General features: G+C 70.3%; 26 protein-coding genes. 19 read left to right on the top strand and 7 right to left on the bottom strand.

The window, feature by feature from the left end:
* Positions 1 to 6: 6 nt before the first annotated feature.
* The 5 genes from bcrB to had are packed head-to-tail and all read right to left on the bottom strand — an operon-like array spanning position 7 to position 5651.
* Positions 7 to 1356 (bottom strand): benzoyl-CoA reductase subunit B, encoded by a 1350-nt coding sequence (bcrB, locus tag UC35_RS05780; RefSeq protein ID WP_061497076.1) that lies wholly within the window; start codon positions 1354 to 1356, stop codon positions 7 to 9.
* Positions 1353 to 2594: a benzoyl-CoA reductase subunit C gene (gene bcrC, locus UC35_RS05785; RefSeq protein ID WP_082792718.1), complete on the bottom strand. Its 1242-nt coding sequence runs from the start codon at positions 2592 to 2594 to the stop codon at positions 1353 to 1355. The genes bcrB and bcrC overlap by 4 nt, the downstream gene beginning before the upstream one ends.
* A gap of 10 nt (positions 2595 to 2604) precedes the next feature.
* The gene (locus UC35_RS05790) at positions 2605 to 3384 is read right to left on the bottom strand and encodes a cyclohexa-1,5-dienecarbonyl-CoA hydratase (RefSeq protein ID WP_061497077.1); all 780 of its coding nucleotides are present in this window, start codon (positions 3382 to 3384) and stop codon (positions 2605 to 2607) included.
* Positions 3385 to 3442: 58 nt separating this feature from the next.
* Entirely contained in the window at positions 3443 to 4564 is a 1122-nt protein-coding gene (oah, locus tag UC35_RS05795; protein WP_061497079.1) for a 6-oxocyclohex-1-ene-1-carbonyl-CoA hydratase, read from the bottom strand.
* Between the two features lie 22 nt (positions 4565 to 4586).
* Entirely contained in the window at positions 4587 to 5651 is a 1065-nt protein-coding gene (had, locus tag UC35_RS05800) for a 6-hydroxycyclohex-1-ene-1-carbonyl-CoA dehydrogenase (RefSeq protein WP_061497081.1), read from the bottom strand.
* A gap of 191 nt (positions 5652 to 5842) precedes the next feature.
* Here had and UC35_RS05805 point away from each other — a divergent pair, with 191 nt between their 5' ends.
* The 10 genes from UC35_RS05805 to UC35_RS05850 all read left to right on the top strand — a co-directional run bounded on the left by UC35_RS05805 (position 5843) and on the right by UC35_RS05850 (position 15393).
* Entirely contained in the window at positions 5843 to 7606 is a 1764-nt protein-coding gene (locus UC35_RS05805) for a 2-oxoacid:acceptor oxidoreductase subunit alpha (RefSeq protein ID WP_227820456.1), read from the top strand.
* Positions 7603 to 8454, top strand: a complete 852-nt coding sequence (locus UC35_RS05810) for a 2-oxoacid:ferredoxin oxidoreductase subunit beta (RefSeq protein WP_227820457.1) — start codon at positions 7603 to 7605, stop codon at positions 8452 to 8454. Before UC35_RS05805 ends, UC35_RS05810 begins: the two co-directional genes overlap by 4 nt.
* A complete protein-coding gene (locus tag UC35_RS05815) occupies positions 8451 to 8957 on the top strand; it encodes a ferritin family protein (RefSeq protein WP_061497084.1) in 507 nt (168 codons plus the stop codon). Before UC35_RS05810 ends, UC35_RS05815 begins: the two co-directional genes overlap by 4 nt.
* Positions 8958 to 8970: 13 nt before the next feature.
* Positions 8971 to 9372 carry a RidA family protein gene (locus tag UC35_RS05820; protein WP_061497086.1) on the top strand — a complete coding sequence of 134 codons (402 nt, stop codon included), beginning with the start codon at positions 8971 to 8973 and terminating at the stop codon, positions 9370 to 9372.
* Positions 9363 to 10064, top strand: coding sequence for an ABC transporter ATP-binding protein (locus UC35_RS05825; protein WP_061497087.1), 702 nt, complete (start codon positions 9363 to 9365; stop codon positions 10062 to 10064). The genes UC35_RS05820 and UC35_RS05825 overlap by 10 nt, the downstream gene beginning before the upstream one ends.
* Positions 10065 to 10090: 26 nt before the next feature.
* Positions 10091 to 10876: a 2-ketocyclohexanecarboxyl-CoA hydrolase gene (badI, locus tag UC35_RS05830; protein WP_061497089.1), complete on the top strand. Its 786-nt coding sequence runs from the start codon at positions 10091 to 10093 to the stop codon at positions 10874 to 10876.
* Positions 10877 to 11149: 273 nt separating this feature from the next.
* Positions 11150 to 11704: a 2-oxoacid:acceptor oxidoreductase family protein gene (locus UC35_RS05835; RefSeq protein WP_061497091.1), complete on the top strand. Its 555-nt coding sequence runs from the start codon at positions 11150 to 11152 to the stop codon at positions 11702 to 11704.
* On the top strand, positions 11704 to 13350 hold the full coding sequence (locus UC35_RS05840; protein WP_061497093.1) for an NAD(P)-binding protein: 1647 nt from the start codon (positions 11704 to 11706) through the stop codon (positions 13348 to 13350). Before UC35_RS05835 ends, UC35_RS05840 begins: the two co-directional genes overlap by 1 nt.
* Entirely contained in the window at positions 13347 to 14498 is a 1152-nt protein-coding gene (locus tag UC35_RS05845) for a transketolase C-terminal domain-containing protein (protein ID WP_061497095.1), read from the top strand. The genes UC35_RS05840 and UC35_RS05845 overlap by 4 nt, the downstream gene beginning before the upstream one ends.
* A 4-nt stretch (positions 14499 to 14502) precedes the next feature.
* Positions 14503 to 15393 carry a thiamine pyrophosphate-dependent enzyme gene (locus UC35_RS05850; RefSeq protein WP_061497096.1) on the top strand — a complete coding sequence of 297 codons (891 nt, stop codon included), beginning with the start codon at positions 14503 to 14505 and terminating at the stop codon, positions 15391 to 15393.
* Between the two features lie 95 nt (positions 15394 to 15488).
* Here the strand turns inward: UC35_RS05850 and UC35_RS05855 are convergent, their stop codons facing one another.
* Both UC35_RS05855 and UC35_RS05860 read right to left on the bottom strand, forming a co-directional pair.
* Complete coding sequence (locus UC35_RS05855) at positions 15489 to 15896, bottom strand: Rrf2 family transcriptional regulator (protein ID WP_061497098.1); 408 nt, start codon at positions 15894 to 15896, stop codon at positions 15489 to 15491.
* Complete coding sequence (locus UC35_RS05860; protein WP_227820458.1) at positions 15893 to 16339, bottom strand: GNAT family N-acetyltransferase; 447 nt, start codon at positions 16337 to 16339, stop codon at positions 15893 to 15895. The genes UC35_RS05855 and UC35_RS05860 overlap by 4 nt, the downstream gene beginning before the upstream one ends.
* Before the next feature lie 200 nt (positions 16340 to 16539).
* On the opposite strand from UC35_RS05860, the gene UC35_RS05865 reads away from it, so the two are divergent.
* From UC35_RS05865 to UC35_RS05905, 9 genes are read left to right on the top strand one after another with little or no spacing between them, the layout of a single operon-like run.
* Positions 16540 to 17712 carry an ABC transporter substrate-binding protein gene (locus tag UC35_RS05865; RefSeq protein WP_061497102.1) on the top strand — a complete coding sequence of 391 codons (1173 nt, stop codon included), beginning with the start codon at positions 16540 to 16542 and terminating at the stop codon, positions 17710 to 17712.
* A 12-nt stretch (positions 17713 to 17724) separates the two neighbouring features.
* On the top strand, positions 17725 to 18600 hold the full coding sequence (locus UC35_RS05870; RefSeq protein ID WP_061497104.1) for a branched-chain amino acid ABC transporter permease: 876 nt from the start codon (positions 17725 to 17727) through the stop codon (positions 18598 to 18600).
* Positions 18572 to 19558, top strand: coding sequence for a branched-chain amino acid ABC transporter permease (locus UC35_RS05875; protein ID WP_227820459.1), 987 nt, complete (start codon positions 18572 to 18574; stop codon positions 19556 to 19558). Before UC35_RS05870 ends, UC35_RS05875 begins: the two co-directional genes overlap by 29 nt.
* Positions 19555 to 20352: an ABC transporter ATP-binding protein gene (locus UC35_RS05880; protein WP_061497108.1), complete on the top strand. Its 798-nt coding sequence runs from the start codon at positions 19555 to 19557 to the stop codon at positions 20350 to 20352. The genes UC35_RS05875 and UC35_RS05880 overlap by 4 nt, the downstream gene beginning before the upstream one ends.
* Positions 20345 to 21040: an ABC transporter ATP-binding protein gene (locus UC35_RS05885; RefSeq protein WP_061497110.1), complete on the top strand. Its 696-nt coding sequence runs from the start codon at positions 20345 to 20347 to the stop codon at positions 21038 to 21040. The genes UC35_RS05880 and UC35_RS05885 overlap by 8 nt, the downstream gene beginning before the upstream one ends.
* Positions 21041 to 21050: 10 nt before the next feature.
* The gene (locus UC35_RS05890; RefSeq protein ID WP_061497112.1) at positions 21051 to 21467 is read left to right on the top strand and encodes a thioesterase family protein; all 417 of its coding nucleotides are present in this window, start codon (positions 21051 to 21053) and stop codon (positions 21465 to 21467) included.
* Positions 21464 to 24196: a molybdopterin-dependent oxidoreductase gene (locus tag UC35_RS05895; RefSeq protein ID WP_061497114.1), complete on the top strand. Its 2733-nt coding sequence runs from the start codon at positions 21464 to 21466 to the stop codon at positions 24194 to 24196. The genes UC35_RS05890 and UC35_RS05895 overlap by 4 nt, the downstream gene beginning before the upstream one ends.
* Positions 24193 to 24843 carry a 4Fe-4S dicluster domain-containing protein gene (locus UC35_RS05900; protein ID WP_061497116.1) on the top strand — a complete coding sequence of 217 codons (651 nt, stop codon included), beginning with the start codon at positions 24193 to 24195 and terminating at the stop codon, positions 24841 to 24843. Before UC35_RS05895 ends, UC35_RS05900 begins: the two co-directional genes overlap by 4 nt.
* Positions 24840 to 25691: a DmsC/YnfH family molybdoenzyme membrane anchor subunit gene (locus tag UC35_RS05905; protein ID WP_061497118.1), complete on the top strand. Its 852-nt coding sequence runs from the start codon at positions 24840 to 24842 to the stop codon at positions 25689 to 25691. The genes UC35_RS05900 and UC35_RS05905 overlap by 4 nt, the downstream gene beginning before the upstream one ends.
* Positions 25692 to 25699: the final 8 nt, after the last annotated feature.

The raw sequence follows: 25699 nt of genomic DNA on the forward strand, positions 1-25699 counted from the left end.
CTCCTGTTACACCTGGGCGATCGGGAAGACGGGCTTGACGTTGGCGCCGATCCCCGTCGTGCGTTTCTGCTTGACCATCTGGAAATAGCTCTCCAGCCGGTTCTTCACGTTGGCCGCGGAGAAGTAGCGCGGGTCCACCAGGTCGGTCTCGATGAACGCGGCCGGCTTGCCGGTGCGTTTTTCCACCTCGCGCAGGATCAGCAACTGGCCGGCGGAGAAGCTGTTGCAGCTCTTGACCGAGTTGATCAGCAGGCCGTCGGCCTCGTATTCCTCGATGTACTTGCAGATCATGTCGATCCGCGAGGGCAGGTTCAGGTTGGTGTAGCAGCCCAGGCAGTAGTCGGCCAGCGACTCCAGCGGATTGTCGGGATCGTGGCGGAACCCGAAGTCGTACAGGCCGCCGACCTTCGAATAGGTCGAGGAGACGACCACCGCACCCTCGTCGTAGAACATCTTCCAGAAGTCGCGGAAGCTGGTCCAGTTGGGCGGGCCTTCGACGATCAGGCGGTACTTCTCCTCGCCCATGTCGCCTTCGGGCGTGACCGGGCCCTTGCCTTCGCGGATGCGCTGCTCGATCTCGGCGCGCAGCGTGCTGTAGTAGTGGGTCGCCTCGGGCGTGCCGCGGAAGGCGGTGAAGATCGGGCCGATGTAGTACACCGCGCCGAAGTAGCCGTCGATCGGCGAGGGCCGCTTCTTCGCCGACTGCAGCACGCTCACCAGGTCCTCTTCGGCCTTGGCCGACTCCTTCATGTACTGGCGCAGCCGGTCGATGTCGAACTTGACGCCCGAGATCTTTTCCAGCCCCGGGATGATCGTCTCCTTCAGCTGCTTGACCACATACTGGCGCATGTTCGGGTCGATCTTGCCCTGGCTCTGGTAGGGCACATGCAGCATCAGCGTGGGGATGTCGTACTTGTGCCGGATCAGCTCGAACCACTTCATGAAGGTGAAGCAGCCGGTGTAGGACAGCAGCAGCACGTCGGGCCGCGGCATCGGGTCGCCGGTCGGTCCGATCTCGCCGCCCATCATCATCCCGAGGTCGGCCTTGACGTAGGTGCACACGTCCTCGCTGTGGCCGTCACGCTCGGCGTCCATGATGAACTTGCCGGACTTCTTGCGCATACCGTTTTGCAGCGCGTTGGTCTCGGGCAGGCTGCGCGCGAAGTCGAAGCACATCAGCAGTTCGTTGAGGTTGCCCGGCACGAAGGTCGCCGACACCTTGCGTCCGGCCTGCCGCGCTTCCGCCAGTTCGCGGTAATTGCGGTTGATCAGCTCCTTCTGCAGGTTCATCGCGTCATCCTTGATCGCGACGGGCTTGGCCTTGCGGCTCTCGGGCATGGGAACTACGGCGTTCATTGGGAAACCTCCGCGCTGCGCGCTACGGTTGGAGCGCCTTCGGGCGGCCGTGCGGCGCTCGCGACATCACTCCAAAGCTTGATCGAATCGGCGAAAGTGCCGGCCTGCTCGCGGATCGGCGCCATCTGGCCGGTGTTCTCCGCGTACTTGAAGGCGGTATAGGGAATCTTGTGCTTGGCCAGCACGTCCTGCAGCATGGGGCGCTCGAGCAGCGCGGGGTCGCAGAACGAGGGGGCGGCGAACACCACGCCCTCGGCGCCGCGGGTATGGACCTGCTTGACCAGGAACACGCCCTTTTCCGCGCGCGTGGCGTCGTACTTGGCCGCCGTCGCGGCCGAGTGGTGCAGGAAGGCCTTGGACAGTTCCTCCAGCGGGTTGCCGTCTGCCGGCACTTCCTTCAGCAGCCAGCGCGTGACCAACATGAAGTCGTCGTCGACGACGTAGCAGCCGGACATCTCCACCGACTTGATCAGCGCCAGCGGCGGCTGCTCGCAGAACGAGCCGGTCATCACGACCCGGGCGTTGTCGCGGCGTGCGCGCGGCTCCTTGTCGGTCGCCGCCAGGTATTCGCGGATCAGCTTGGTGTGCTCCTCGGGCGGCAGCACCATGCCGGCGCGCAGCAGCAGGTAGACCTCGGAGGTCGGTGCCTGCCAGGGCTTCTGGGCGCGATACGCGTACAGCTCGCTCACCGCGGCGCGGTTGTCGTTGTAGACGCGGATGGAGGCGTTGAGCTCCTCGTCGGTGATGGGCTTGCCGCGCATCTTCCCGAGGTCCTCGCGCAGCGCCTGCATCTCGTGGACGTAGAAGTTACCCCCGACGTTGTCGACATAGTTCTGCGGCACGTCGAAGTACTTGACGTACTTGTCCGGGAACATGATCTGCCACATGCCCGACAGGTTGCGGATCACGTCGCAGATCGAGGGGAACATCATGCCGTCGAGGCAGTCCAGGCGCCCGGTCAGCCCCAGCTCCAGCGTCGAGCGCGGGATGCGGCAGATGTAGCTCTGGTAGTAGGCGTCGCCCTGGATCACCTCCAGGTTGTCGCCGCCGCCCAGGATGCCCACCGGCAGGAAGCCGGCGGCGTGGACGATCTCGCGGGGCACGTAGACGGGCATGTAGCCGATGGCCTTGCGGCCGGGCACGGCCGCCTTCCATTCCTTCACGGCCGTGAAATCGAGGTCTTCGAACAGGCGCTCGCAGCGCTCGACGATGCGCTGCACGGGGGTCGCGGTGGTCATGTGCGTTCCTTCATTGATGGGTCCAGGCTGGCGTGCGCTTCGCCAGGAAAGCGGCGAGTCCCTCGTGCGCGTCATGGGTGCGCATCAGCCAGTCGAGGTAGAGCCGCTCGAGTTCCGCCAGGCGCTCGGGCACCTGGCGCTGCATGACGCCCCGGGCGCCGACCAGCGCGCACGACAGCGCCGCGGCGCTCTTGGCGAACAGGTGCTGGTCGAACCAGGCCAGGGCGGCGGCGACGGGGTCGTCGGCAACGGCCTGCACCAGCCCGATCGCCAGCGCCTCCTCGGCACCGACGCTGCGGCCGCTGAGCAGCAGGTCCTCGGCGGTCGGTTGGTTCAACCGGTAGGGCAGCAGGGCCGAGGCCGCGGGCGCGAACACCCCGAGCTTGATCTCCGGCTGCCCGAACTGCGCGCCCGGCGCGGCCACGATGCGCCCGCAGGCCAGCGCCACTTCCAGGCCGCCGCCCAGGCACTGGCCCTGCACCGCGGCGATCACCGGCACGGGAAACATCAGCAGGTCCATGATCAGCGCGTGCAGCGAAGTCAGCATCGCCGCGCAGCGCTCGGGCAGGTGTTCTTCCACGCTGGCCCCGAAACTGAAGTGCGGGCCTTCGGCGTCGAGCACCACGCCGCGCAGCATGCTGTGGCGGCGGTACTGCGCCAGGGTGTCGCGCAGCGCGGCGATCATGGCGGCGTCGACCAGGTTGGCCTTGGGCCGCGCCAGCCGCACGCGCAGCAGCGAGTCCTCGCGCTCCAGCCAGGCCTTCACAGGCGAGGTGGCTTCCATGCTCATTGGATAACCTCCGCCCTGCGGGCTGCGGTGCCATGAGCCTTCGGAGCGGCCGTGCGTCTCATGCCCCCTGCCCCGGCTGGATCTCGTCGTGCAGCGTGCCGATCCAGCTCTGGCCGGCGGCCAGCTTCTGGCGCAGCTGGATGAAATCGACTTCGCGGTCGTCCTTGGGGCCGTCGTTGAAGGCGGTGAAGCCCGAGCGCGCCTCGGTCATCATGTTCAGGGCCAGCCAGGCGCGCGAGTTCTCCTTGTTGCGGTTCCAGGCATCGAGCTTGGGCTTGCGCAACTCCTCGATCGTCTTGAGCGTGCACTCCGGGAACGTGAGCAGGATCTTGGCGCACAGCGCCTCCACCGCCTCGTCGAGCCGGGACAAGTCGACGCTGCCCTTGGCCATCAGCGCCTTGCCGGCCTTGGACTCGTCGCCGCTCTTGAAGTCGCCGAAAACGATCCGGCCGTAGTCGTCGACGACGCGCTGGACTTCGACCATGGGATTGGCAACGAAGCGCCCGTCGACCTTCAGCGCCGGGACCACCTCGGTGATCATCCCCATGTGATAGGCCTTGTGGGCCGAGAAGGGTTCGCACAGCACGCAGGCCGCCATGGCCCGCTCCGCCCCGACGATCACCGGCAGGAAGTCGGTCGCCCCGCCGATCGGGGCCGAGCCGTGCTTGGGGCCGGCCTGGCCGAAGCGCGCCAGATCCTGCGCGATGGTGAAGTCGCAGGCCATCCCGATCTCCTGCCCGCCGCCGATGCGCATGCCGTTGACCCGGCAGACCACCGGCTTGTCGGCCGTCAGGATGGTGGTGACCATGTCGTTGAACAGCCGCATGTACTGGCGGTACTCCTGCGGCTGGCCGGCGTAGTACTCGGCGTACTCCTTGGTGTTGCCGCCGGTGCAGAAGGCCTTGTCGCCGGCGCCGGTGAACACGATGCAGTTGACGTCGCGCGCGTTCGAGGCGGCGCGGAACGCGAGGATCACCGCCTTGACCATGTCGGTCGTGTAGGAGTTGTACTGGGACGGGTTGTCCAGCGTGATCCAGGCGTTGTACAGGCCGGGCACGACGCTGCCGTCGGGCTTGCGGGCGGGGCGCTTCTCGTAGCGCACGCCGGGGGTGCCGGGCTGCGGCGCCAGGTCGTGGTCCTTGAACTCCAGGGCGGGGTTCAGTCGGTCAGGGGCATTCATGGTTTGTCTCCTCGGGTGGCTGTCAGGGCCGCAGCACGGCGCGGGCGCGGATTTCATGCCGGTGAACGGCGGCAAAGACTTCGTTGATCCGGGCAAGCGGGTGCTCTTCGACGAAAGGCGCGACCTGCACCTTGCCGCTCTGCACCAGCTCAAGCGCGCCCGGGTACTGCTCGGGCGGGCAGCCCCAGTTGCCGAGCGCGCGCGCATCGAAGGCCATCAGGTTGGACAGGCGCAGTTCGACGCGGTCCATCGTGAAACCGACCACGCACAGCGTGGCGCCGTGCACCAGCAGGCTCCAGGCCGACTGCTGGCCCGGCGTGGTGCCCGAGCATTCGAAGATGAACCACTCGGTCGGCCGCAGCCCGTTTTGCTTGGCGAACGCGCCGACGGCCGCCTTGAGCGCCTTGGCGTCCATGCCGCGGCTGTTGATGGTGTGCGCGGCGCCGTGCCGCGCGATCGCTTCGAGCTTGGCGTCGTCCACGTCCACGGCCACGACCTTCGCGCCGAAGGCGTTCGCCACCTGGACGCAGTAGCCGCCCACGCCGCCGGCGCCGATCACGACCGCCAGCGATCCGGGCGTGACGCCGGCGCGGCGCACCGCCTGGTACGGCGTGGTGAGCGCATCCGCCACCACCGACACCTGCCACAGCGCGAGGCCGGCGCGCCCCAGGGCGTTCTCGTCCACCGGGCACAGCCCGCGCGAGGGCACGACGATGTGCGAGGCAAAGCCGCCCTCGATGTCGTTGCCGGGCATCTTCTGGGCGCGGCAGATGGTGCCCAGGCCGCGCCGGCACAGGTCGCACTCGCCGCACGGCAGGACCGCCGGCACGATCACCGCTTTGCCCATCCAGGACTCGGCGCCGGCGCCGGCGGCGACCACGTGGCCGCTGACCTCATGGCCCAGGGCCAGGGGCAGCGGCTGGTTGGTCTTCACGCCGTCGTAGTAGTACCCCAGGTCGGTGTGGCAGACCCCGCAGCCTGCCACCGAAACGACAACCTCCCCGGCGCCGGGCCGGGCGAGAAAGCCCTGCCGCACCATCGGCTGTTGCGGTGCGGTCATGACCCAGCGGTAGGCATCGATGCTCATCCACTCTCTCCTTTGTCTCCGCGGCGCATGCCGGGCGCGGCTTCCGGGCAGCCATCCGGTAAATCGGTACTGGATTGCTGATTTAACGCATTCTGGGCACCTGCAAGGGCCCGAACCTTGATCTGGTTCAAGGTCCGTACGGGGTGCGAGGCGGTTTACTTCAATCCCAGATCACTACGAGGAGACAAGCCGTGGATGGATCCACATCGATCGAGCTGAAGCAGGCGGCGCACGTCGTGCAACGTGATGTTTCGATTGCCATCGCCGGCAGCGGTGGCAGCGGCGTGATGACCGCGGGCACCTGGCTGCTCGACGCCGCGGCGCGCGCCGGGCTGTACGGGCTGATGGTGCGCACCAGCGGGCCGCAGATCCGCGGCGGCGAAGCGGCGGCTCTGCTACGTCTGTCCGGCGCCCAGGTCGAATCGCTCGACGATGCGTTCGACGTGCTGGTCGCGCTGGACTGGCAGAACGTGCACCGTTTTGCGGATGAGATCCCGCTGCGCGCCACCAGCGTGCTCGTCTGCGATGCGGACGCCGGCGAGGTCCCCGCCGTCTTCCTCGCCAGCGGCGCCCGGGTCGTGGCACTGCCGCTGAAGAAGATGGCCAAGGCCGCGGGCAGCTGGATCAACATGCTGGCGCTCGGCATTTCGGGCGCCCTGGCCGGCGTGCCGCAAGCGCAGCTCGAAGAAGCCGTCCGCTCCGGCTGGAAGCGCGACGGGGACGGCCTCGCGGCGAACCTGCGCGCGCTCAACGAGGGCTGCCTGGCCGTGGCCCACCTGGCCGGCAGCCCCCTCACAGGCAGCGCTGGTCCCCGGCGCTGGCTGCTGAGCGGAAATGAAGCCGCGGGCTATGGCGCGCTGCGCGGCGGTGTGCGCTTCGTGGCGGCCTACCCGATCACGCCTGCTACCGAGATGCTCGAGTGGATGGCGCCGGCACTGGCGCGCACCGGCGGCTGCCTGCTGCAGGCCGAAGACGAGCTCGCCTCGATCAACATGATCATCGGCGCGTCTTTCGGCGGCGTGCCCTCGCTCACGGCCACCGCCGGGCCCGGGCTGTCGCTCATGACCGAAGGCATCGGCCTGGCGGTCGCGGCCGAGGTGCCGATCGTCGTCGTCGACGTGATGCGCGGCGGCCCCTCCACCGGCATCCCCGCCAAGAGCGAGCAGAGCGACCTCTCGTTCGCCGTGGCCGGGCTGCACGGGGATGCGCCGCGGCTGGTCGTCTCGCCCACCTCGATTTCGGACTGCGCCGCGACGACGCACTGGGCGGTGCAGCTGGCCGAAGCCCTGCAGTGCCCCGCGCTCGTGCTGTCGGACCAGTTCCTCGGGCAGTCGCAGGCCATCGTGCGCGCGCCCGAGCTGCCCGAGGGTGCCCCGCAGCGCCTGGTCGCACCCGCCCATGCGCCCGGCTATAAACGGTATGCCAATACCGAAAATGGCGTTTCGCCCATGGCCATCCCCGGCACTCCGGGCGTGACCTACACCGCCGACGGCCTGGAGCATACCGAAGGGGCGATCCCGAGCAGCCAGGCGGCAGACCACCGCAAGCAGCTCGACAAGCGCCTGCGCAAGCTGACCGGACACGACTACGGCTCGCGCTGGGCGGACTGCGAAGGCGACGCGCCGCTGGCCGTCATCACCTTCGGCTCGGCCACCGGGCCGGTGCGCGAAGCGGCGCGCCGCGCCGCCGCGCAGGGGGTCGAGGTGCGCGTGATCGCGCTGCGGCTGCTGATGCCGCTGCAGGCCGCCGCGCTGGACCGCGCGCTCGCAGGCGTGGAGCGCGTCATCGTGGTCGAGCAGAACCACGGCGCCCAGCTGCTGCACTACCTGCGCGGCGCCTACGACCTGCCCGGCCAGCCTGCTTCCTTCCATCACCCCGGGCCGCTGCCGCTGCGACCGGCCGAGATCTGCAATGCGCTCGTCGCCTGGGCGCGCGAAGAGGAGACCCTTGCATGAACGACATGTGCCAGCCGCCGGGCCTCGCGCCCGAAACCTTCGGAGCCCAGCACTACAAGTCCGACTACAAGCCGATCTGGTGTCCCGGCTGCGGCGACTACACGGTGCTGGCGGCGATCACCAAGGCGCTCGCCACCGTGCAGAAGCCGCCGCACGAGGTCGCGGTGGTGTCGGGCATCGGCTGCTCCTCGCGCATCCCGGCCTACACCTCCTGCTACGGCTTCCACGGCGTGCATGGCCGCGCCCTGGCCGCCGGCACCGGGCTCAAGGTGGCCCGGCCGGACCTCACCGTGCTGGTGGCCAGCGGTGACGGCGACGGCTATTCGATCGGCGGCAATCACTTCCTGCATGCCTGCCGCCGCAACGTGGACCTGACCTACATCGTGATGGACAACCACGTCTACGGCATGACCAAGGGCCAGCCTTCGCCGACGACCGAACCCGACTGGGACAGCAAGCTCTCGCCCGGCGGCACCGGGGTGCGCTCGTTCCACCCGCTGGTGATCGCGCTCGCCTCCGGCGCCAACTTCGTCGCGCGCGCCTTCTCCGGCGACCAGCAAGGGACCGCCGAGATCATCGCCCAGGGCATCCGGCATCCCGGCTTCTCCTTCATCGAGATCCTCAGCCCCTGCGTGACCTTCCGGCCGGAACAGCGCGACTGGCGCAACCTGGTCCACCCGGCGTCGGTACAGCCCACCGACGACCCCGCCCGCGCCGCCAAGCGCATCATGACCGACGACGGCTTCAACATCGGCGTGCTCTACGCCGGCCATCGCGCGCCGTACGCCGGCGGGCCGTCGCCGGCAAGCGCGGACATGGCCGCACTCGAAGCGGAGTTCGCGGTATGAAGCGGGCCTTGCACGCCAACTTGCCGACGGTCGAGGACCTGCTGGTCCAGGCCCACGCGCTGGAGAGCGAAGCGGCCCAGCGCTACCTCGAGTTCGCCGAGATCATGGAGAGCCACAACAACGGCGAGGTGGCGCAGATGTTCCGCGCGATCGCCGCCCAGGAAGCCGAGCATGCCGAACACATCCGGCTTCGCATCCATGGGCGCGGGGCGCTGCCGCCGCGCGAGCGGCGCACCCCGGCGGTAGCCGAGCTGGAGCAGGCCCACTACCTGATGCAGCCCTGGCATGTGCTGCAGATCGCGATCCAGGCGGAACGCCGCGCCTACGACTTCTACGCTTCCGTCGCCCAGGTCAGTGGCTGCGACGAATTGCGCAAGACGGCGACCCAGCTGCAGGCCGAAGAACAGCAGCACATCGCCATGCTGGAGCAATGGCTGGCGCGCGTGCCGGTTCCGGCGACCGGCTGGGACGACGACCCCGATCCACCCCGCTACACCGATTAGGGACCGAACGCCCATGAACGTTCTGCTTCTTCCCGAAGGCTGGGCCGCGCCGCAAGGCTATTCCAACGGCGTCGAAGTCGCCGCCGGCCGCATCGTGTTCCTCGCCGGCCAGGTCGGCTGGGATGCGCAGCAGCGCTTCCACTCCACCGAGCTCGCGCCGCAGTTCGAGCAGGCGCTGGACAACATCCTGGCGGTGCTGGCGCAGGCCGGCGGGCGTCCCGAGCACATCTGCCGCGTGACCGCGTTCTGCATCGACAAGCCCGCCTACATGGCGGCCCGCCGCGAGCTCGGCCGGATCTGGCGCGAGCGCATGGGACGCCACTACCCGGCCATGAGCATGATCTTCGTGGCCGACCTGCTGGACCACCCCGCGAAGATCGAGCTGGAGGCCACCGCCGTACTGCCATGCTCGTAGCGCGGGGACTGCACACCTACTACGGCGCCAGCCATGTGCTGCACGGCGTGGACCTCGAGTTGCCGTCCGGCTGCGCGCTCGGCCTGCTGGGCCGCAACGGCATGGGCAAGACCACGCTGCTCAAGTCGATGCTGGGCCTGCTCAAGCCGCGCTCGGGTTCGGTGCATTTCGGCGGGCAGGCGGTGACCGGGCTGCCGCCCTATGAGATCGCGCGCCTCGGCGTCGGCTACGTGCCGGAAGGACGCGGCATCTTTGGCAACCTGAGCGTGCGCGAGAACCTGCAGATCGCCGAGCGCCCGGGACCGGACGGCAGCCGCGCCTGGACCTACGAGCGCGTCCTCGAGGTGTTCCCGCGGCTGAAGGAGCGGCTGCACACCGGCGGCCAGCAGGTCTCCGGCGGCGAACAGCAGATGGTGGCGATCGGCCGCGCCCTGCTGACGAACCCGCGCGTGATGATTCTCGACGAGGCGACCGAGGGCCTGGCGCCGCGCATCGTCGAACACATCTGGCAGGTGATCGCGCAGATCCGCGCCGGCGGCATCAGCACCATCATCGTCGACCGCAACTACCGGTCGGTGCTGCGCCACACGGAGCGCGCCGTGGTGCTGGAGAAGGGCCGCGTCGCGCTCGCCGGCGAATCCCGCCAGCTCGCGCAGGACGAGGCGGCGCTGCACGCGCTGCTGGGCGTTTGACAACGAGGAGACAACCGAGGACAGCCATGGACTATCAGGACATTCTTTACGAATCGCGCGAAGGCACCGCCCGCATCGTCATCAACCGGCCGGACCGCATGAACGCATTCCGCGGCCAGACCTGCGAGGAGCTGATCCACGCACTGCAGCGCGCCGGCAGCGACCCGGGCATCGGCGCGATCGTGCTGGCCGGCGCCGGCGACAAGGCCTTCTGCACCGGCGGCGACCAGTCGGCGCATGCGGGCCAGTACGACGGCCGCGGCACGATCGGCCTGCCGGTCGAAGAGCTGCACGCCGCCATCCGCGACGTGCCCAAGCCGGTGATCGCGCGGGTCCAGGGCTATGCGATCGGCGGCGGCAACGTGCTGTGCACCCTGTGCGACCTGACCATCGCCTCGGAGCGCGCGGTGTTCGGCCAGGTCGGCCCGCGGGTCGGCTCGGTCGACCCGGGCTACGGAACCGCCCTGCTCGCCCGCGTGGTCGGCGAGAAGAAGGCGCGCGAGATGTGGTACCTGTGCCGGCGCTACAGCGCTGCGGAAGCGCTGGCCATGGGCCTGGTCAACACTGTCGTCGCGCCCGAGCAGCTCGATGCCGAGGTCCAGAAGTGGTGCGACGAGATCCTGGAGAAGAGCCCCACCGCGCTGGCCATCGCCAAGCGCTCCTTCAACATGGACACCGCACACATCGCCGGCATCGCCGGCATGGGCATGTATGCGCTGAAGCTGTACTACGACACCGAGGAGTCGCGTGAAGGCGTGCGCGCCTTCCAGGAAAAGCGCAAGCCCGACTTCCGCCGCGGGAGAGTCCAGTGAAACAGGGAAATCGATGCCCCCGTGAGCGCCAGAAGGGGCGCAATCTAGGCGCAAACCGCAGCCAGGTTGAACACCTGGCGAGGATTTGCAACAACGGGTGCGCCCCTTCTGGCGCTCACCCTACGGGCCGGGGCGATAAGGGGCGCAGGGGGGCGTTGCGGCCCTTGCCCAGGCGGCCAGCCTGGGCTGCGGACCGCGCCTACCCCTGCACCCCTTCTCGCCCCGGCGGGGGCACCGATTTCCCTGTTTCACTGGACTAGGAGCACCCGCCATATGCTGGAAATCATCGTCCAGGGCCGCGGCGGCCAGGGCGCGCAGACCGCCGGCAACCTGCTGGCGCGCGCGTTTTTCGCCGAAGGCCGCCAGGTGCAGGCCTTCGCGAGCTACGGCGGCGCGCGCCGCGGCACGCCTGTCAGTTCCTTCATCCGCGTCGACGAGCGGCCGGTCCGGCTGCGCTGCGACATCGAGCGGGCCGACGCCATCCTCTGCTTCGACGCGAGCCTGCTCGCCCCGCCGCTGCTGGATCGGGCCGACGGCCGCACCCTGATCGTCGTCAATTCCTCGCGCCCGGCCGCCGAGTGGGCGGCGAAGCTGCCCAGCCACCGCGTCGTGCCGGTGGACGCCCTGGCGATCTCCCGCTCGCAAGGGCTGGGGCGCATCGTCAATTCGGCGCTGCTCGGCGCCTTCGCGCGGGCCATCGGCAACCCGGCGCTGCCGGTCATGCGGCAAATGATGCTCGATCACTCGGCGAAGCTGCCGCAGGAGAACGCCGCCGCCTGCGAAACCGGCTTCGAGCACGCCGATGCCCTGCTGCGGGAGACTGCCTGATGTCCGGCTTGCCCATTCCGACCGCGTGGACCACCGGCACCACCGAAGTCTTCAAGACCGGCACCTGGCGGGCCATGCTGCCCCTGCACGTCGCGCGGCCCTCGCCTTGCCACCAGGCCTGCCCGGTGAACGGCGACATCGCGCAATGGATCGGCCATGCGCGCGCCGGCGACCTGCGGCGCGCCTGGGAAGTCCTCACCGTCAACAACCCGTTCCCGGCGATCGCCGGGCGGGTGTGCCACCACCCCTGCGAGACCGCGTGCAACCGCGCCGCCTACGACAGCGCCGTTTCGGTGTGCCGCCTGGAACGGGCGGTGGGCGACGAAGCGATCGCGCGCGGCTGGGCCTACGAACCACCCGCACTGGAGCGCGACGGCCACATCGCGGTCATCGGCGGCGGCCCTTCCGGCCTGTCGGCGGCCTACCAGCTGCGCCGGCGCGGCTGGCGCGTGACCCTGTACGAGGCCCGGCCCCAGCTCGGCGGCGTGATGCGCTACGGCATTCCCGCCTACCGGCTGGCGCGCGAAGTGCTCGATGCGGAGATCGAGCGCATCGTCGCGCTGGGCGTGCAGGTGCGATGCGGCACGCCCATGGCGGACACGCAGGCGCTGGAGCGCACCCGGGCGTCGCACGACGCGGTCTACCTCGCCACCGGCGCCAGCCGCCCCAAGACGCTGCCGCAGCTGGCGGCCGGCGCCGGCTGGTGGATGGCGGGCACCGACTACCTGGCGCGCTGCGCGGCGGGCGAGCGGCCACCGATCGGCCCGCGCGTTCTCGTGGTGGGCGGCGGCAGCGCAGCGATGGACGTCGCGCGCAGCGCACGCCGCGCCGGCTGCGAGGTGACGCTGCTGGCGCTCGAGCCGCGCGAGCTGATGCCAGCCCAGCCGGCGGAGCTGCGTGAGGCGCTGGAAGAAGGTGTGTTGCTGCGCGATGGCGCGATGCTGGCCACGGTCGCCGAAGGGCCCGGCGGCGTCTCGGCCCCCTGCATGCGCGTGCGCTTCGAGGCCGGGGCGCCGGGCGAGCCGCCGCGCTTCATACCGGTCGAGGGCAGCGGCTTCACGCTGGAGACGGACACCGTGCTCGTCGCCATCGGACAGGATGCCGAGCTCGGGGCCTTCGCCCAGCTCGACGCGGCCTCGGGGCTGCTGCGGGTGGACGGCACCCAGCGCACCAACGCCGACAAGGTCTGGGCCGGCGGCGACGTCGCCAGCATGATGCGCTTCGTGACCGAAGCGGTCGGCATGGGCAAGCGGGCGGCCATCGACATCGATGCCCAGCTGCGCGGCTCCGCCGCGCCGAGCGCGAACCGCGCGCCCTGCGTCCAGGCCGACGAGATCGCCACCTGGTACCACGCCCCCGCCGCGCGCGCCGCCGAGCGCGTGCGCGGCGCGGCCGACCGCCTGGCGGCCGGCGACGCCGAGGTGCAGCTGGCCCTCAGCCCGGCCGAGGTCCGCGCCGAGGCCACGCGCTGCTTCTCTTGCGGCAGCTGCACCTCCTGCGACAACTGCTTCCAGCTGTGCCCGGACCTGGCCATCGAGCACGTGGACGGCGGCTACCGCGTGCTGGCCGACTACTGCAAGGGCTGCGGCGTGTGCGTGCGCGAATGTCCCACCGGATCGATGCTGCTGCAGGAGGAGCTGCGATGAACCCATCCGCCACCCTGCTGCTCAACGGCAACCATGCGGTGTCGTGGGCAGCCCGCCTGGCCCGCCCGCAGGTGGTGCCGGTCTACCCGATCACGCCGCAGACGCCGATCCTGGAGCAGATCACCGAGTTCCACGCACGCGGCGAGATGCAGGCCGAGATCCTCACCCCCGAGTCCGAGCACTCGGTGCTGGCGGCCTGCGTGCCGGCGTCGCTCGCGGGAGCGCGTGTGTTCACGGCGACGGCCTCGCAAGGCCTGCTGCTGATGCACGAGGTGCTGCACTACGCGGCGGGCGCGCGCGCGCCCATCGTGATGGCCAACGTCAACCGCACGGTCGCTTCGCCCTGGGCGTTCTGGCCGGACCAGACGGACAGCCTCGCGCAGCGCGACACCGGCTGGATCCAGTACTACAGCGAGAGCCCGCAGGAGTCGCTCGACAGCGTGCTGCAGGCCTTCCGCGTGGCCGAGCGCGTGCGCTTGCCGGCCATGGTCAACCACGACGCCTTCTACGTCTCGCATTCGCTCGAAGCGGTCGCGGTGCCGTCGCAGGACGAGGTCGATGGCTTCCTGCCGCCCTATGCGCCGGCGCAGCGCCTGGACGCCACCATCGGCGCCTCCTGGGGCAACGTGGTGACGCAGGACATGTTCTGCCGGCATCGCCAGGAGATGCAGCAGGCCATGGACGATGCGCTGCTCGCGGCGCAGGAGGCGGACCGGGCCTGGGGCGAGCTGACCGGCCGCACCTGGGGGCTGGTGGAGCGCTACCGCTGCGACGGCGCCGTGGCCGTGGTGGTCGCGCTCGGCAGCATGTGCGGCACGGCGCGCGAAGCCGTCGACCAGCTGCGCGCGGCGGGCCGTGCCGTCGGCCTGGTCAAGCTGCGCCTGTTCCGGCCCTTCCCGCTGCAGGCGCTGCGCGCCGCGCTGCACGGCGTGCGCGACGTGGTGGTGCTCGACCGCAACCATTCGCCGGGACTGGGCGGCATCCTGAACCAGGAAGTGCGGGCGGCGCTGTACGGGATCGAGTCGCCGCCGCGCGTGCACGGCCTGCTGGCGGGCGTGGGCGGCGTCAACGTCCCGCCGCAGCACATCGTGAAGCTGGTGCAGGACGCCGTGTGCCGCGCACCCTCCCCGCAATCGACCTGGGCCTGACCACATGCAAGACCTCGACAACCACCCCGCCATGCTGTGCAGCGGCCACGCCGCCTGTCCCGGCTGCATGGAAGCGCTGTCGGCCCGGCATGTGCTGGCCCGCATGGGGCCCGACACGATCGCGGTGATCCCACCCTCGTGCATGGCCATCATCGCCGGCCCGCAGCCGTACAGCTCGCTGAAGATCCCGGTGTACCAGCCCACGCTGGAGGCGAGCGCCGCCGCGGCCTCGGGCATCCGGCGGGCGCTCAACGCCACCGGCCGCGGGCAGACCCAGGTGCTGGTGCTGGCCGGCGACGGCGGCACCTACGACATCGGCCTGCAGGCGCTGTCGTCCGCGGCCGAGCGCAACGAGGACATGCTCTACGTGTGCCTCGACAACGAGGGCTACATGAACACCGGCGCGCAGAAGTCCTCGTCCACGCCGCTGTATGCGCGCACCAGCTCCACGCCGGCCGGCAAGCTGTCGCGCAAGAAGAACCTCACGGCCATCATCGCCGCGCACGGCGTGCCCTACACGGCAACGGCCAGCGTGGGCTTCATGCCCGACATGCTGCGCAAGATCGACAAGGCGAAAGCCATGCGCGGCTTTCGCCTGCTGACCCTGCTGGTGCCGTGCGTCGACGGCTGGGGCCTGCCGGACGACGGCGGGCTGCGCGCGGCGCGCTACGCGGTGGAGTGCGGCGCCTTCCCGCTGTACGAGGTGGAGCACGGCACGCGCTACACGGTCAACCACCGCGAGCGCACCCGCCCCGTGGCCGAGTACCTGGCGGTGCAGAAGCGCTACCGCGGCATGTCCGCCGACGAGACGGCGCGGCTGCAGGCCGAAGTGGACGCGGGATGGGACTGGCTGATGCGCCTCGAAGGGCGCGAAGCGGGCCAGTTCGCGCCCTGAGCGACCCACCCCTGCCCTCCCCCGGTGGGGGAGGGAGTCCAGGCTCCTCCCCCCTCCGGGGGGAGGCAGGGAGGGGGGCGCACCCGGCAGCCGCCTTAGCGCGAACCGGCTTCCCGCTCCACCAGCCGCAGCATGGTGGCGACCGTGATCGAGCTGAAGGTGGCGCGCGCCATCTGGTCGACCTCGGCGAGCACGGTGTCGATCGCGCGGTCGGCGGCCGTGTCCTCGGCTTCGCGACGCGGCGACGAGATGTCCTCGAACAGCTGGATCACGTCCATCAGCGTCAGGCGGCGCGCATTGGCCGAGAAGCGGTAGCCGCCGCCGACGCCGCGCACCGACTCGACCACACCGGCACGCGCCAGCTCGGCCAGGACCTTGGCCAGGTGATGCGCCGACACGCCATAGCGGTCGGCGATCTCGGACGCGGGGATATGCCGCTGAGGGTCCGCTGCGAAGTCGAGCACGCTGTAGAGCGCCAGGAGGGTGTTGACCTGCAGCTTCATGAGCGCGACCTCCCCGTCGCCGGCGGCATTTCCATCCCCAGCGGGATCATCGGCGCGGCCATCATGCCCTGGCTGCGGAAGAACGAGAGGATGAGCGTGTTGTCCGCCGACAGCAGGGTGCGCAGCTGGCGCACGCCCGCCGACCGCATCGCGTCGCACAGCGCCGTGAGCAGCCGTGTGCCGATGCCCGCCTGCCGCACGCGCGGATCGACGTCGATCGCAAAGACCCAACCGCAAGGCGGCGAGCCGAACTCCCAGTCGCGCACCTCGCCGATCACGAAGCCCACGACCTCGCTACCGGCCACGGCCACCAGGAACAGGCGCTGTTCGCCGCGCTGCGCGTGGCCGTAGCGGCGGTACACGCGTTCCCAGTAGGCGCGCTTTTCGAGTCCGGTCACGCGGGCGTCCAGCGCGACCACTTGTTCGAGGTCCTGGCGGCGCACGGCGCGCACCGTGACGGCGCCGGAACTGGCCGGGATGCGGGGGCGCGCGCGGCGCTCGGCAGAGGGGCGGGTGGTAGCGATGAGATGGGTCCCGGGAAAGCTTATGCCAGATCAAGGAATTCCGGCATCAGCCTACCAGAATGCTCCTGAAGCTGCTTCCGATTCTATCCATGAGCCGCTGATAACGAAGGAGACAAACCATGGTCCAGCGCCGCATCCCGGCCATCGCATCCCGCATCGCGGGCGCCGCCCTCTCGCTGTTCGCCCTCCTGCCGCCGCCCGCGCATGCGCAAGCGCCCGAGCCGGTGCGCATCGGCGCCTTCCTGTCGGTGACCGGTCCGGCCGCCTTCCTCGGCGACCCGGAGCTCAAGACGCTCGAGATGTACGTCGAGCGCATCAACGCCGAAGGCGGTGTGCTCGGCGGCCGCAAGCTGCAGCTGGTGTCCTACGACGACGCCGGCGACGCCGAGAAGGCGCGCACCTTCGCCAAGCGGCTGATCGAGCAGGACAAGGTCGACCTGATCGTGGGCGGCTCCACCACCGGCACCACCATGGCGGCGCTGCCGCTGGCGGAGCAGGCCGGCACGCCCTTCATCTCGCTGGCCGGCGCCGTGCCGATCGTCGAGCCGGTGAAGAAATGGGTGTTCAAGACGCCGCACACCGACCGCATGGCGTGCGAGAAGATCTTCGTGGATGCGCAGGCGCGCAAGCTCACCCGCATCGCGCTGATCTCCGGCAGCGGAGGCTTCGACAAGTCCATGCGCGGCGAGTGCCTGAAGACCGCCGCGAAGTACGGCGTGGAGTTCGTGGCCGACGAAACCTACGGCGCGAACGACACCGACATGACCGCGCAGCTGACCAAGATCAAGGGCAGCGGCGCGCAGGCGGTGCTCAACGCCGGCTTCGGCCAGGGCCCGGCGATCGTCACCCGCAACTACCGCCAGGTCGGCCTGACGCTGCCGCTGTACCAGTCGCACGGCGTCGCCTCGCGCGAGTACATCAAGCTGTCCGGACCGGCGGCCGAGGGTGTGCGCCTGCCGGCGGCTGCCCTGCTGGTGTCCGACCTGCTGCCCGCCGGTGACGCGCAGAAGCCCGTCGTCGCCAACTACCGCAAGGCCTTCGAGGACAAGTACAAGACCGACGTGTCGACCTTCGGCGGCCACGCCTACGACGGCCTGATGCTGGCCCTCAACGCCATGAAGGCGGCCGGCGGCACCGACAAGGCCAAGGTGCGCGACGCGCTGGAAGCCACGCGCGGCTACGTCGGCACCGGCGGCGTGGTGAACATGTCCGCCAGCGACCACATGGGCCTGGACCTGAGCGCCTTCCGGATGCTCGAGGTCAAGGAAGGCAACTGGTCGCTGGTCAAGTAAGCCGGAGGCGCAGTGGGAAGTTCCTGGCTCCAGTTCGTCGCCGGCGGCCTGACGAGCGGCGCAATCTACGCGCTCGTCGCGCTGGGGTTCGCCATCGTCTTCAACGCCAGCGGCGCGATCAACTTCGCGCAGGGCGAGTTCGTGATGGTGGGTTCCATGAGCGCGGTGACCCTGCTCGGCCTCGGCCTGCCGCTGCCGGTTGCCGTCGTCCTCGCGATCGCCGCGGCTGCAGTGGTCGCGCTCATCATCGAGCGCATCGCCATCGCGCCGGCCCGGCACGCCGAGACCGTGACGCTCATCATCATCACGATCGGCGTGTCGCTGTTCCTGCGCGGGCTGGCGCAACTCCTGTGGGGCACGGGCGTGTTCCGCCTGCCGGGCTTCTCCGGCGACGAGCCGATCGCGGTCGGCAATGCCACCATCCTGCCCCAGAGCCTGTGGGTGCTGGGCGGCGCCGCGGTGTCCGTCGTCCTGCTCGCCACCTTCTACCGGCGCACCTTGCTGGGCAAGGCCATGCTCGCCACCTCCTACAACCGGCTCGCCGCGCAACTGGTGGGCATCGACACCCGCGTGGTGCTGTTCGCCAGCTTCGGCCTCGCCGCCGCGCTCGGTGCCATCGGCGGCGTGCTGATCGCGCCGATCGCCTTCACCTCCTACGACGCCGGGATCATGCTCGGCCTCAAGGGTTTCGCAGCGGCCATGCTCGGCGGGCTGGGCAGCTTCGCCGGCGCCGTGGCCGGGGGCCTGCTGCTCGGGCTGCTCGAAGGCCTGGGCGCCGGTTTCGTGTCATCCGCCTACAAGGATGCGATCGCCTTCGTGGTGATCCTCGCCGTCCTGTTTTTCCTTCCTGGAGGCCTGCTTGGGACCCGCCATCGCGACCGTGTCTGAACGCGTGCCCGCACGCCATTGGGTGGCCAGCGCGCGCAGCGGCGGAACGCTGCTGCTGGCTGCAATCGTGGCGTTCGCGCCGCTGGTGCTGCCGAACAACTATGCGTATGACGTCGCGGTCCAGATCGCGCTCAACGCCATCGTCTGCGTGGGTTTGAACCTGCTGATCGGCTACGCCGGCCAGATCAGCCTCGGGCATGCCGGCTTCTTCGCGCTCGGAGGCTACGGCAGCGCCATCCTCGCCACGCGCTTCGGCGTGCCGGTGTGGGTCTCGCTGCCGGCCACCTGCGCGATGGTCGGCGCCCTCGCCTGGCTGGTCGGCCGTCCGACCTTGCGCCTGAAGGGCCACACACTGGCGATGGCCACGCTGGGGCTGGGCGTGATCATCTCCATCGCCATCACCACCGAAGACCGCCTCACCGGCGGGCCCGACGGCATGGCGGTGCCGCCGCTGGTGCTGTTCGGCGCGGCGGTGCAGGGCGAGCGCCTGTGGTACTGGATCGCCGGCGCGCTGCTGGTCGCCGCGGTCTGGCTCTCGCTCAACCTCATCGAATCGCCGAACGGCCGCGCGCTGCGCGCCCTGCACGGCTCGGAGGTGGCGGCGCAGACGCTGGGCATCGATGCGGCGCGCTTCAAGCTGCAGGTGTTCACGCTGTCGGCGGTGTTCGCCGCGCTGGCCGGCGCCCTCACCGCGCACTACGCCGGCTTCATCACGCCGGTGAAGTCCTCGTTCCTGCACTCGGTCGAGCTGGTGATCATGGTGGTGTTCGGCGGCATGGCCTCGGTCTTCGGCGCCGTCGTCGGCGCGGCCGTGCTCACCGTGCTGCCGCAGTTGCTCACCGTCCTCAAGGACTACGAGATGATGGTCTTCGGCGCGGTGCTGGTCGCGACCATGGTGCTGTTTCCGCAGGGCATCGTGCCCACGCTGGCGCGCCGCTTCGGCGGGAGGGCGCGATGACCCTGCTGAGCGTTTCCGGCCTCGCCAAGTCCTTCGGCGGCCTGCGCGCGGTCGACGGCGTGGACCTGGCGATCAGCCGCGGCAGCGTGCATTCGATCATCGGTCCGAACGGCGCGGGCAAGACCTGCCTGATCAACATGCTGAGCGGCGTGTACCGCCCCGATGCCGGCTCGATCAAGCTGGACGGGCGCGAGCTGGCGGGCGAGCCGGCGCACGGCTTCGCCGCCGCCGGCATCGCGCGCACCTTCCAGAACCTGCAGGTGTTCTTCAACATGACCGCGCTCGAGAACGTGATGACGGGCCGCCACCTGCACGAGCGCTGCTCGCTGGCCGCCGCGCTGCTTCGCACCCGCGCCCTGGCGCGCGCGGAAGCCGCCAGCCGCAAGGCCGCGCGCGAGCTGCTGCGTGCCGTCGGGCTCGCCGGCTGGGAGGACACCCCGGCCGACGCCATGCCCTACGGGGCGCTCAAGCGCCTGGAGATCGCCCGCGCACTGGCGGCCGAACCGCGCGTGCTGCTGCTCGACGAGCCCGCGGCGGGACTCAATGCCACCGAGGCGCGCGAGATCGACGAGCTGATCCAGCGCGTCGCCGCGGCGGGCACGACCATCGTTCTGGTCGAACACAACATGGCGCTCGTCATGGAGGTGTCCGACCATGTGTTCGTGCTCGATCACGGGCGCAAGCTGGCAGAGGGCGCCCCCGGTGACGTGGCGCGCGACCCGCGGGTGGTCGAGGCCTACCTCGGCGCGGAAGGCGGTGCGGCGGCGCAGCAGCAGGAGGCCGAGCATGCTTGAAATCGACGAGCTGCGCTGCCGTTACGGGCGGATCCCGGCGCTGGCCGGCGTCAGCCTGCGGGTGAACGAAGGCGAGCTGGTCGCGCTGGTCGGCGCCAACGGCGCCGGCAAGACGACGCTGCTGCGGGCGATCTCCGGCGTGCAGCCGGCCGTCGGCGGCTGCATCCGCTTCGAGGGCCAGGACCTGGCCAGGCGCCATGCGCGCCAGCGCGTGCAGGACGGCATCATCCAGGTGCCGGAGGGCCGCCAGGTGTTCACGCCGCTCTCAGTCGAGGACAACCTGCGGCTGGGCGCCTTCGCCCGCGGCAGCGCCAGCCACCTCGACGCCGTGCTGGCGCTGTTCCCGGTGCTGGCCGATAAGCGGCGCGAGGCGGCGGGCAACCTTTCGGGCGGCCAGCAGCAGATGCTGGCGATCGGCCGGGCGCTGATGGCGCGGCCGCGCCTGCTGCTGCTCGACGAGCCCGGCATGGGCCTGTCGCCGCGCCTCGTCTCGGAAATCTTCGCGCGCATCGAAGCCTTGCGCGCGGTGGGCACCACGATCCTGCTGGTGGACCAGAACGCGCGCGCGGCGCTGGGCATCGCCGACCGCGCCTACGTCATGGAAACCGGCCGCATCGTGCTCGAAGGGCGCGCGGCCGACCTGCTGCTCGACCGCAGCGTACAGAAGGCCTACCTCGGGGCCGCATGAGGACATACCAATGAAAGACAGCTTGAAAACCGGCCTGCGCCACACGGCCCGCCTCGAAGTGACGCGCGAGCGCACCATCGATTTCATGGGCGAGCAGGCGCGCGTCTACGCCACCCCGATGCTGGTGCGCGACGTGGAAGTCGCCTGCCGCGAACTGCTGATGCCCCACCTCGACGCCGGCGAGGACTCGGTGGGCACCCGCATCGAACTGGATCACACCGGCGCGACGCTGCTGGGCATGGCCGTCTCGATCGAGGTCGAACTGGTCGCGCTCGAAGGGCGCGCCGCCAGGTTCCAGGTGACGGCGAGCGACAGCGTCGAGCCGATCTGCCGGGCGAACCACCACCGCTTCATCGTCGACGTCGCCAAGACCGCGCAGCGGCTGGCGGCCAAGGCGGCGAAGGCAACGCAGACGGAAGCTGCATGACCGCTGCCAGCGCCACGCGTCGCGTTCCCACGTACTGCTACCAGTGCGTGGCGGGCCCTGACCTGCTCACCGTCAAGGTGGAAGGCGGCGTGGCCACCGAGGTCGAGCCGAATTTCTGCGCCGCCGCGGTGCACCCCGGCGGCGGCAAGGTCTGCGTGAAGGCCTTCGGCCTGATCCAGAAGACCTACAACCCGAACCGGGTGCTCACGCCGATGAAGCGCACCAACCCGAAGAAGGGGCGCAGCGAGGACCCGGGCTTCGTGCCGATCAGCTGGGACGAGGCGATGACGCTGATCGCCGACAAGCTGAACGGGGTCCGCGCCTCGGGGCTCACCGACGAGTCCGGCTACCCGCGCGTGGCGGCGAGCTTCGGCGGCGGCGGCACGCCCCAGTCCTACATGGGCACCTTTCCCGCTTTCCTCGCGGCCTGGGGTCCGGTGGACATGGGCTTCGGCTCGGGCCAGGGCGTCAAGTGCTACCACTCCGAGCATCTGTACGGCGAGTTCTGGCACCGCGCCTTCATCGTCGCGCCGGACACGCCGCTGTGCAACTACCTGATCTCCTGCGGCTCGAACGTCGAAGCCTCGGGCGGCGTGGTCGGCATCTGGCGCCACTCGCGGGCGCGCGCCCGCGGCATGAAGCGGGTGCAGGTGGAGCCGCACCTGTCGGTGACCGGCGCCTGCTCGGCGCAGTGGGTTCCGCTCAAGCCCAAGACGGACGCCGCCTTCCTGTTCGGGCTGATCCACGCCATGCTGTTCGAGGCGCCGCGCCACCAGCTGGACCTGGAATTCCTGCGGCAGCGCACCGGCTCGCCCTACCTCGTCGGGCCGAACGGCTACTTCCTGCGTGATCGCGCCACCCGCCAGCCGCTGGTGTGGGACGCCGCGCGCAGCATCGCCGTCCCGCACGACACGGCCGACACCGTGGAAGCGCTCGAAGGCCGTTACCTGGTCGATGCGATCGAAACCGGCGCCGACGGCGAGCTGCTGGCCGACGGCGTGCTCGAGGGCGCGACCGCCTTCACGCGCCTGACCGAACACATGCGCGCCTACACGCCGGAGTGGGCCGCGAAAGCCTGCGACGTGCCGGCGGCCACCATCCGCCAGGTCGCCATGGAGTACCTGGCCCACGCCTGCGTGGGCGAAACGATCGAGATCGACGGCAAGACCCTGCCCTACCGCCCGGTCGCGGTGAGCCTGGGCAAGACGGTGAACAACGGCTGGGGCGGCTTCGAGTGCTGCTGGGCCCGCACCGTGCTCGCCACGCTGGTGGGCGCGCTCGAGGTGCCAGGCGGCACGATCGGCACCACGGTGCGGCTGGCGCGCCCGATGTCGCAGCGGCTGGAGAGCGCCAAGCCGGGGCCGGACGGCTTCATGGACTTCCCGCTCAATCCCACCGACCGCGAGCATTGGTCGGCGCGGCCGAACATCCGCAACGCCTACCGCACCATGGTGCCGCTGGCCGGCGACGGCCCCTGGAGCCAGGCGCTGGGACCGACCCACTTCTCCTGGATGTTCCTCGACGCCACGCCCACCGGCCTGCCGCGGGTGACGCTGCCGGAGGTCTGGTTCGTCTACCGCACCAATCCGGCGATCTCCTTCTGGGACACCGCGTCCATCGCCGACAAGATGGCGCGCTTCCCCTTCGTGGTCGCCTTCGCCTACACGCGCGACGAGACCAACCACTTCGCCGACGTGCTGCTGCCGGACGCGACCGACCTCGAGAGCCTGCAGCTCATCCGCGTGGGCGGCACCAAGTACGTCGAGCAGTTCTGGGACCACCAGGGCTTCGCGCTGCGGCAACCGGTGGTCGACGCGCGAGGCGATGCCCGCGATTTCACCGAAGTCGCGACCGAGCTGGCGCAGCGCACCGGCCTGACGGCCGGCTACATCAAATCGATCAACAAGGGCGCGGGCGGCGTTCCGCTCAAGGGGCCGCACGGCGACTTTTCGCTCGACACCGGCCACAGCCCCGACCGCGAGACGATCTGGGATGCGATCTGCCGCGCCGCGAGTGCGGAGCTGAGCGAGGGCAGCGAGGTGCACGGCCTGGACTGGTGGAAGCAGAACGGCCTGGCGACGCGGCCGTTCCCGCGCAGCGAGTGGTACCTGTACCCCACGATGGTCGAGCGCGGCCTGCGCTTCGAGCTGCCCTACCAGGAGCGGCTGATGCGCGTCGGCGTCGAGCTGGGCCGGCGGCTGCACGAGAACGACATGCACTGGTGGGACCGCCAGCTCGAGGAGTACCAGGCGCTGCCGGCGTGCAAGGACTTCGCCCAGCCCTGGGTCGCCGCCGTGCGCAAGGACGGCGGCCTGCCCGAGGAATACCCGTTCTGGCTGCTCACCGCGCGCAGCATGCAGTACGCCTGGGGCGGCAACGTCGGCCTGCAGATGATCCGCGAGGTGGCCGAGAACATCGCCGGGCACAAGGGCGTGATCCTCAACGCCAACACCGCCCAGCAACTGGGCATCGAGGAGGGTGACGACGTGGAGATCGCCACCCCGGGGCGCCGCGTGCGCGGCAAGGCCGTGCTGCGGCAGGGCATCCGGCCCGACACGCTGCTGGCCATCGGCCAGTTCGGCCACTGGGCCACGCCGCTGGCGCGCGACTTCGGCGTGCCCAGCCTGAATGCGCTCGCCAGCATGTCGCTGGACCTGACCGATGCCACCGGCTCGGGCGCCGACCTGGTGCGCGTGTCGCTGCACCGCGTGAAGGAGGCCCTGCGATGACCCGCTGGGCCATGGTCGCGGACCTGCGCCGCTGCGTCGGCTGCCAGACCTGCACGGCCGCCTGCAAGCACGCCAACGCCACGCCGCCCGGCGTGCAGTGGCGGCGCGTGCTCGACATCGAGGTGGGCAGCTACCCGGACGTGCAGCGCGCCTTCGTGCCGATGGGCTGCCAGCACTGCGACGAGCCCGCCTGCGTGCCGGTGTGTCCGACCACCGCCACGCGCAAGCGCGAGGACGGCATCGTCACCATCGACTACGACCGCTGCATCGGCTGCGCCTACTGCACCGTCGCCTGCCCTTACCAGGCGCGCTTCAAGACGCCGATCGGCGAGTTCGCCTACGGCAAGCAGCCGACCGAGAACGAGGCGCAGCGCGACGACGAGGCCAAGCGCCAGGTGGCCACCAAGTGCACCTTCTGCGTCGAGCGCATCGACTCGGGCCTGGCCCAGGGCCTCAAGCCCGGGGTCGACCCGGAGGCGACGCCCGCCTGCGTGAACTCGTGCATCGCCGAGGCCCTCGCCTTCGGCGACATCGAGGACCCCAACAGCAAGGTGTCGCAGCTGCTGGCGGACAACGAGCACTTCCGCATCAACGAGGAGCTGGGCACCGGCCCCGGCTTCTTCTACCTGTGGGACAAGCGCCGATGAGCAATTCGAACCACCTGCAGCGGCTGCAGACGCACTGGGACTGGCGCGCGGCAGGCAACTTCATCTGCGGCGGCGCCGGCTCCGGACTCCTCGCCTTCACCTGCCTGCACGCGACGGACAGCCCGCTGGCGCTGCCGCTGATCGCGCTGGGGCTGGCGCTGGTCGGCCTCGGGCTCTTTTCGGTGTGGCTGGAGATCGGGCGCCCCTGGCGCGCGCTCAACGTCTTCGTGCACTGGCGCCACTCCTGGATGTCGCGCGAGGCGATCGCCGCGGTCGTGCTGTTCGCGCTGGGCCTGGGGCTGCTCGCGGGCATGCGCTGGCGCGCCTGGCCGACGGCGGCCGCCGCGCTCGCTTTCCTCTACTGCCAGCTGCGCATCCTGGCGGCCGCGCGCGGCATTCCCGCCTGGCGCGGTCCGTCCACCGCCGCGCTGCTGGCGACGACCGCGCTGACCGAGGGCGTCGGGCTGGCCTCGATCGCCGCGGCCTGGCATCCGGGGACGCAAGCCACTGCCGCGCTGGCGCTCACCACGCTTGTGGTGGCGCGGCTCCTCCTGTGGGAAGCCTGGCGGGTGCGCATCGAAGCCACGGCCGGCCCCGTCGCCAACCGCATCTGCCGGCGCATGGCCCCCGTCGCCCGCTGGGCGGCCACCGCGCTGCCGCTGGCCCTGACCCTGGCCAGCCTCGGCGGCGCGCCCGCCGGACCGGCGCTGCTCGCGCTGGCCGGCGTGATGGCGCTGGCCAGCGGCGCGGCGTTCAAGTACCTGCTGATCACCCGCCTGTCGCACCACCAGGGCTACGCGCTGCCGCGCATGCCCGTCCGCGGCGTGCCTCGGATGACGGCCCGCTGAATCGACAA

The sequence above is a fragment of the Ramlibacter tataouinensis genome (genome assembly GCF_001580455.1).
Classification (GTDB): Bacteria; Pseudomonadota; Gammaproteobacteria; order Burkholderiales; family Burkholderiaceae_C; genus Ramlibacter; species Ramlibacter tataouinensis_B.

Excerpts from the sequence above, each read along its gene's own strand:
- UC35_RS05845 (WP_061497095.1), top strand. The coding sequence starts at position 13,347 with ATGAACCCATCCGCCACCCTGCTGCTCAACGGCAACCATGCGGTGTCG.
- UC35_RS05810 (WP_227820457.1), top strand. The coding sequence starts at position 7,603 with ATGAACGACATGTGCCAGCCGCCGGGCCTCGCGCCCGAAACCTTCGGA.
- bcrC (WP_082792718.1), bottom strand. The coding sequence starts at position 2,594 with ATGACCACCGCGACCCCCGTGCAGCGCATCGTCGAGCGCTGCGAGCGC.
- UC35_RS05895 (WP_061497114.1), top strand. The coding sequence starts at position 21,464 with ATGACCGCTGCCAGCGCCACGCGTCGCGTTCCCACGTACTGCTACCAG.
- UC35_RS05790 (WP_061497077.1), bottom strand. The coding sequence starts at position 3,384 with ATGAGCATGGAAGCCACCTCGCCTGTGAAGGCCTGGCTGGAGCGCGAG.
- oah (WP_061497079.1), bottom strand. The coding sequence starts at position 4,564 with ATGAATGCCCCTGACCGACTGAACCCCGCCCTGGAGTTCAAGGACCAC.
- UC35_RS05825 (WP_061497087.1), top strand. The coding sequence starts at position 9,363 with ATGCTCGTAGCGCGGGGACTGCACACCTACTACGGCGCCAGCCATGTG.
- had (WP_061497081.1), bottom strand. The coding sequence starts at position 5,651 with ATGAGCATCGATGCCTACCGCTGGGTCATGACCGCACCGCAACAGCCG.
- UC35_RS05880 (WP_061497108.1), top strand. The coding sequence starts at position 19,555 with ATGACCCTGCTGAGCGTTTCCGGCCTCGCCAAGTCCTTCGGCGGCCTG.
- UC35_RS05885 (WP_061497110.1), top strand. The coding sequence starts at position 20,345 with ATGCTTGAAATCGACGAGCTGCGCTGCCGTTACGGGCGGATCCCGGCG.
- badI (WP_061497089.1), top strand. The coding sequence starts at position 10,091 with ATGGACTATCAGGACATTCTTTACGAATCGCGCGAAGGCACCGCCCGC.
- UC35_RS05890 (WP_061497112.1), top strand. The coding sequence starts at position 21,051 with ATGAAAGACAGCTTGAAAACCGGCCTGCGCCACACGGCCCGCCTCGAA.
- UC35_RS05905 (WP_061497118.1), top strand. The coding sequence starts at position 24,840 with ATGAGCAATTCGAACCACCTGCAGCGGCTGCAGACGCACTGGGACTGG.
- UC35_RS05815 (WP_061497084.1), top strand. The coding sequence starts at position 8,451 with ATGAAGCGGGCCTTGCACGCCAACTTGCCGACGGTCGAGGACCTGCTG.
- UC35_RS05855 (WP_061497098.1), bottom strand. The coding sequence starts at position 15,896 with ATGAAGCTGCAGGTCAACACCCTCCTGGCGCTCTACAGCGTGCTCGAC.
- UC35_RS05820 (WP_061497086.1), top strand. The coding sequence starts at position 8,971 with ATGAACGTTCTGCTTCTTCCCGAAGGCTGGGCCGCGCCGCAAGGCTAT.
- UC35_RS05900 (WP_061497116.1), top strand. The coding sequence starts at position 24,193 with ATGACCCGCTGGGCCATGGTCGCGGACCTGCGCCGCTGCGTCGGCTGC.
- UC35_RS05840 (WP_061497093.1), top strand. The coding sequence starts at position 11,704 with ATGTCCGGCTTGCCCATTCCGACCGCGTGGACCACCGGCACCACCGAA.
- UC35_RS05835 (WP_061497091.1), top strand. The coding sequence starts at position 11,150 with ATGCTGGAAATCATCGTCCAGGGCCGCGGCGGCCAGGGCGCGCAGACC.
- bcrB (WP_061497076.1), bottom strand. The coding sequence starts at position 1,356 with ATGAACGCCGTAGTTCCCATGCCCGAGAGCCGCAAGGCCAAGCCCGTC.
- UC35_RS05865 (WP_061497102.1), top strand. The coding sequence starts at position 16,540 with ATGGTCCAGCGCCGCATCCCGGCCATCGCATCCCGCATCGCGGGCGCC.
- UC35_RS05850 (WP_061497096.1), top strand. The coding sequence starts at position 14,503 with ATGCAAGACCTCGACAACCACCCCGCCATGCTGTGCAGCGGCCACGCC.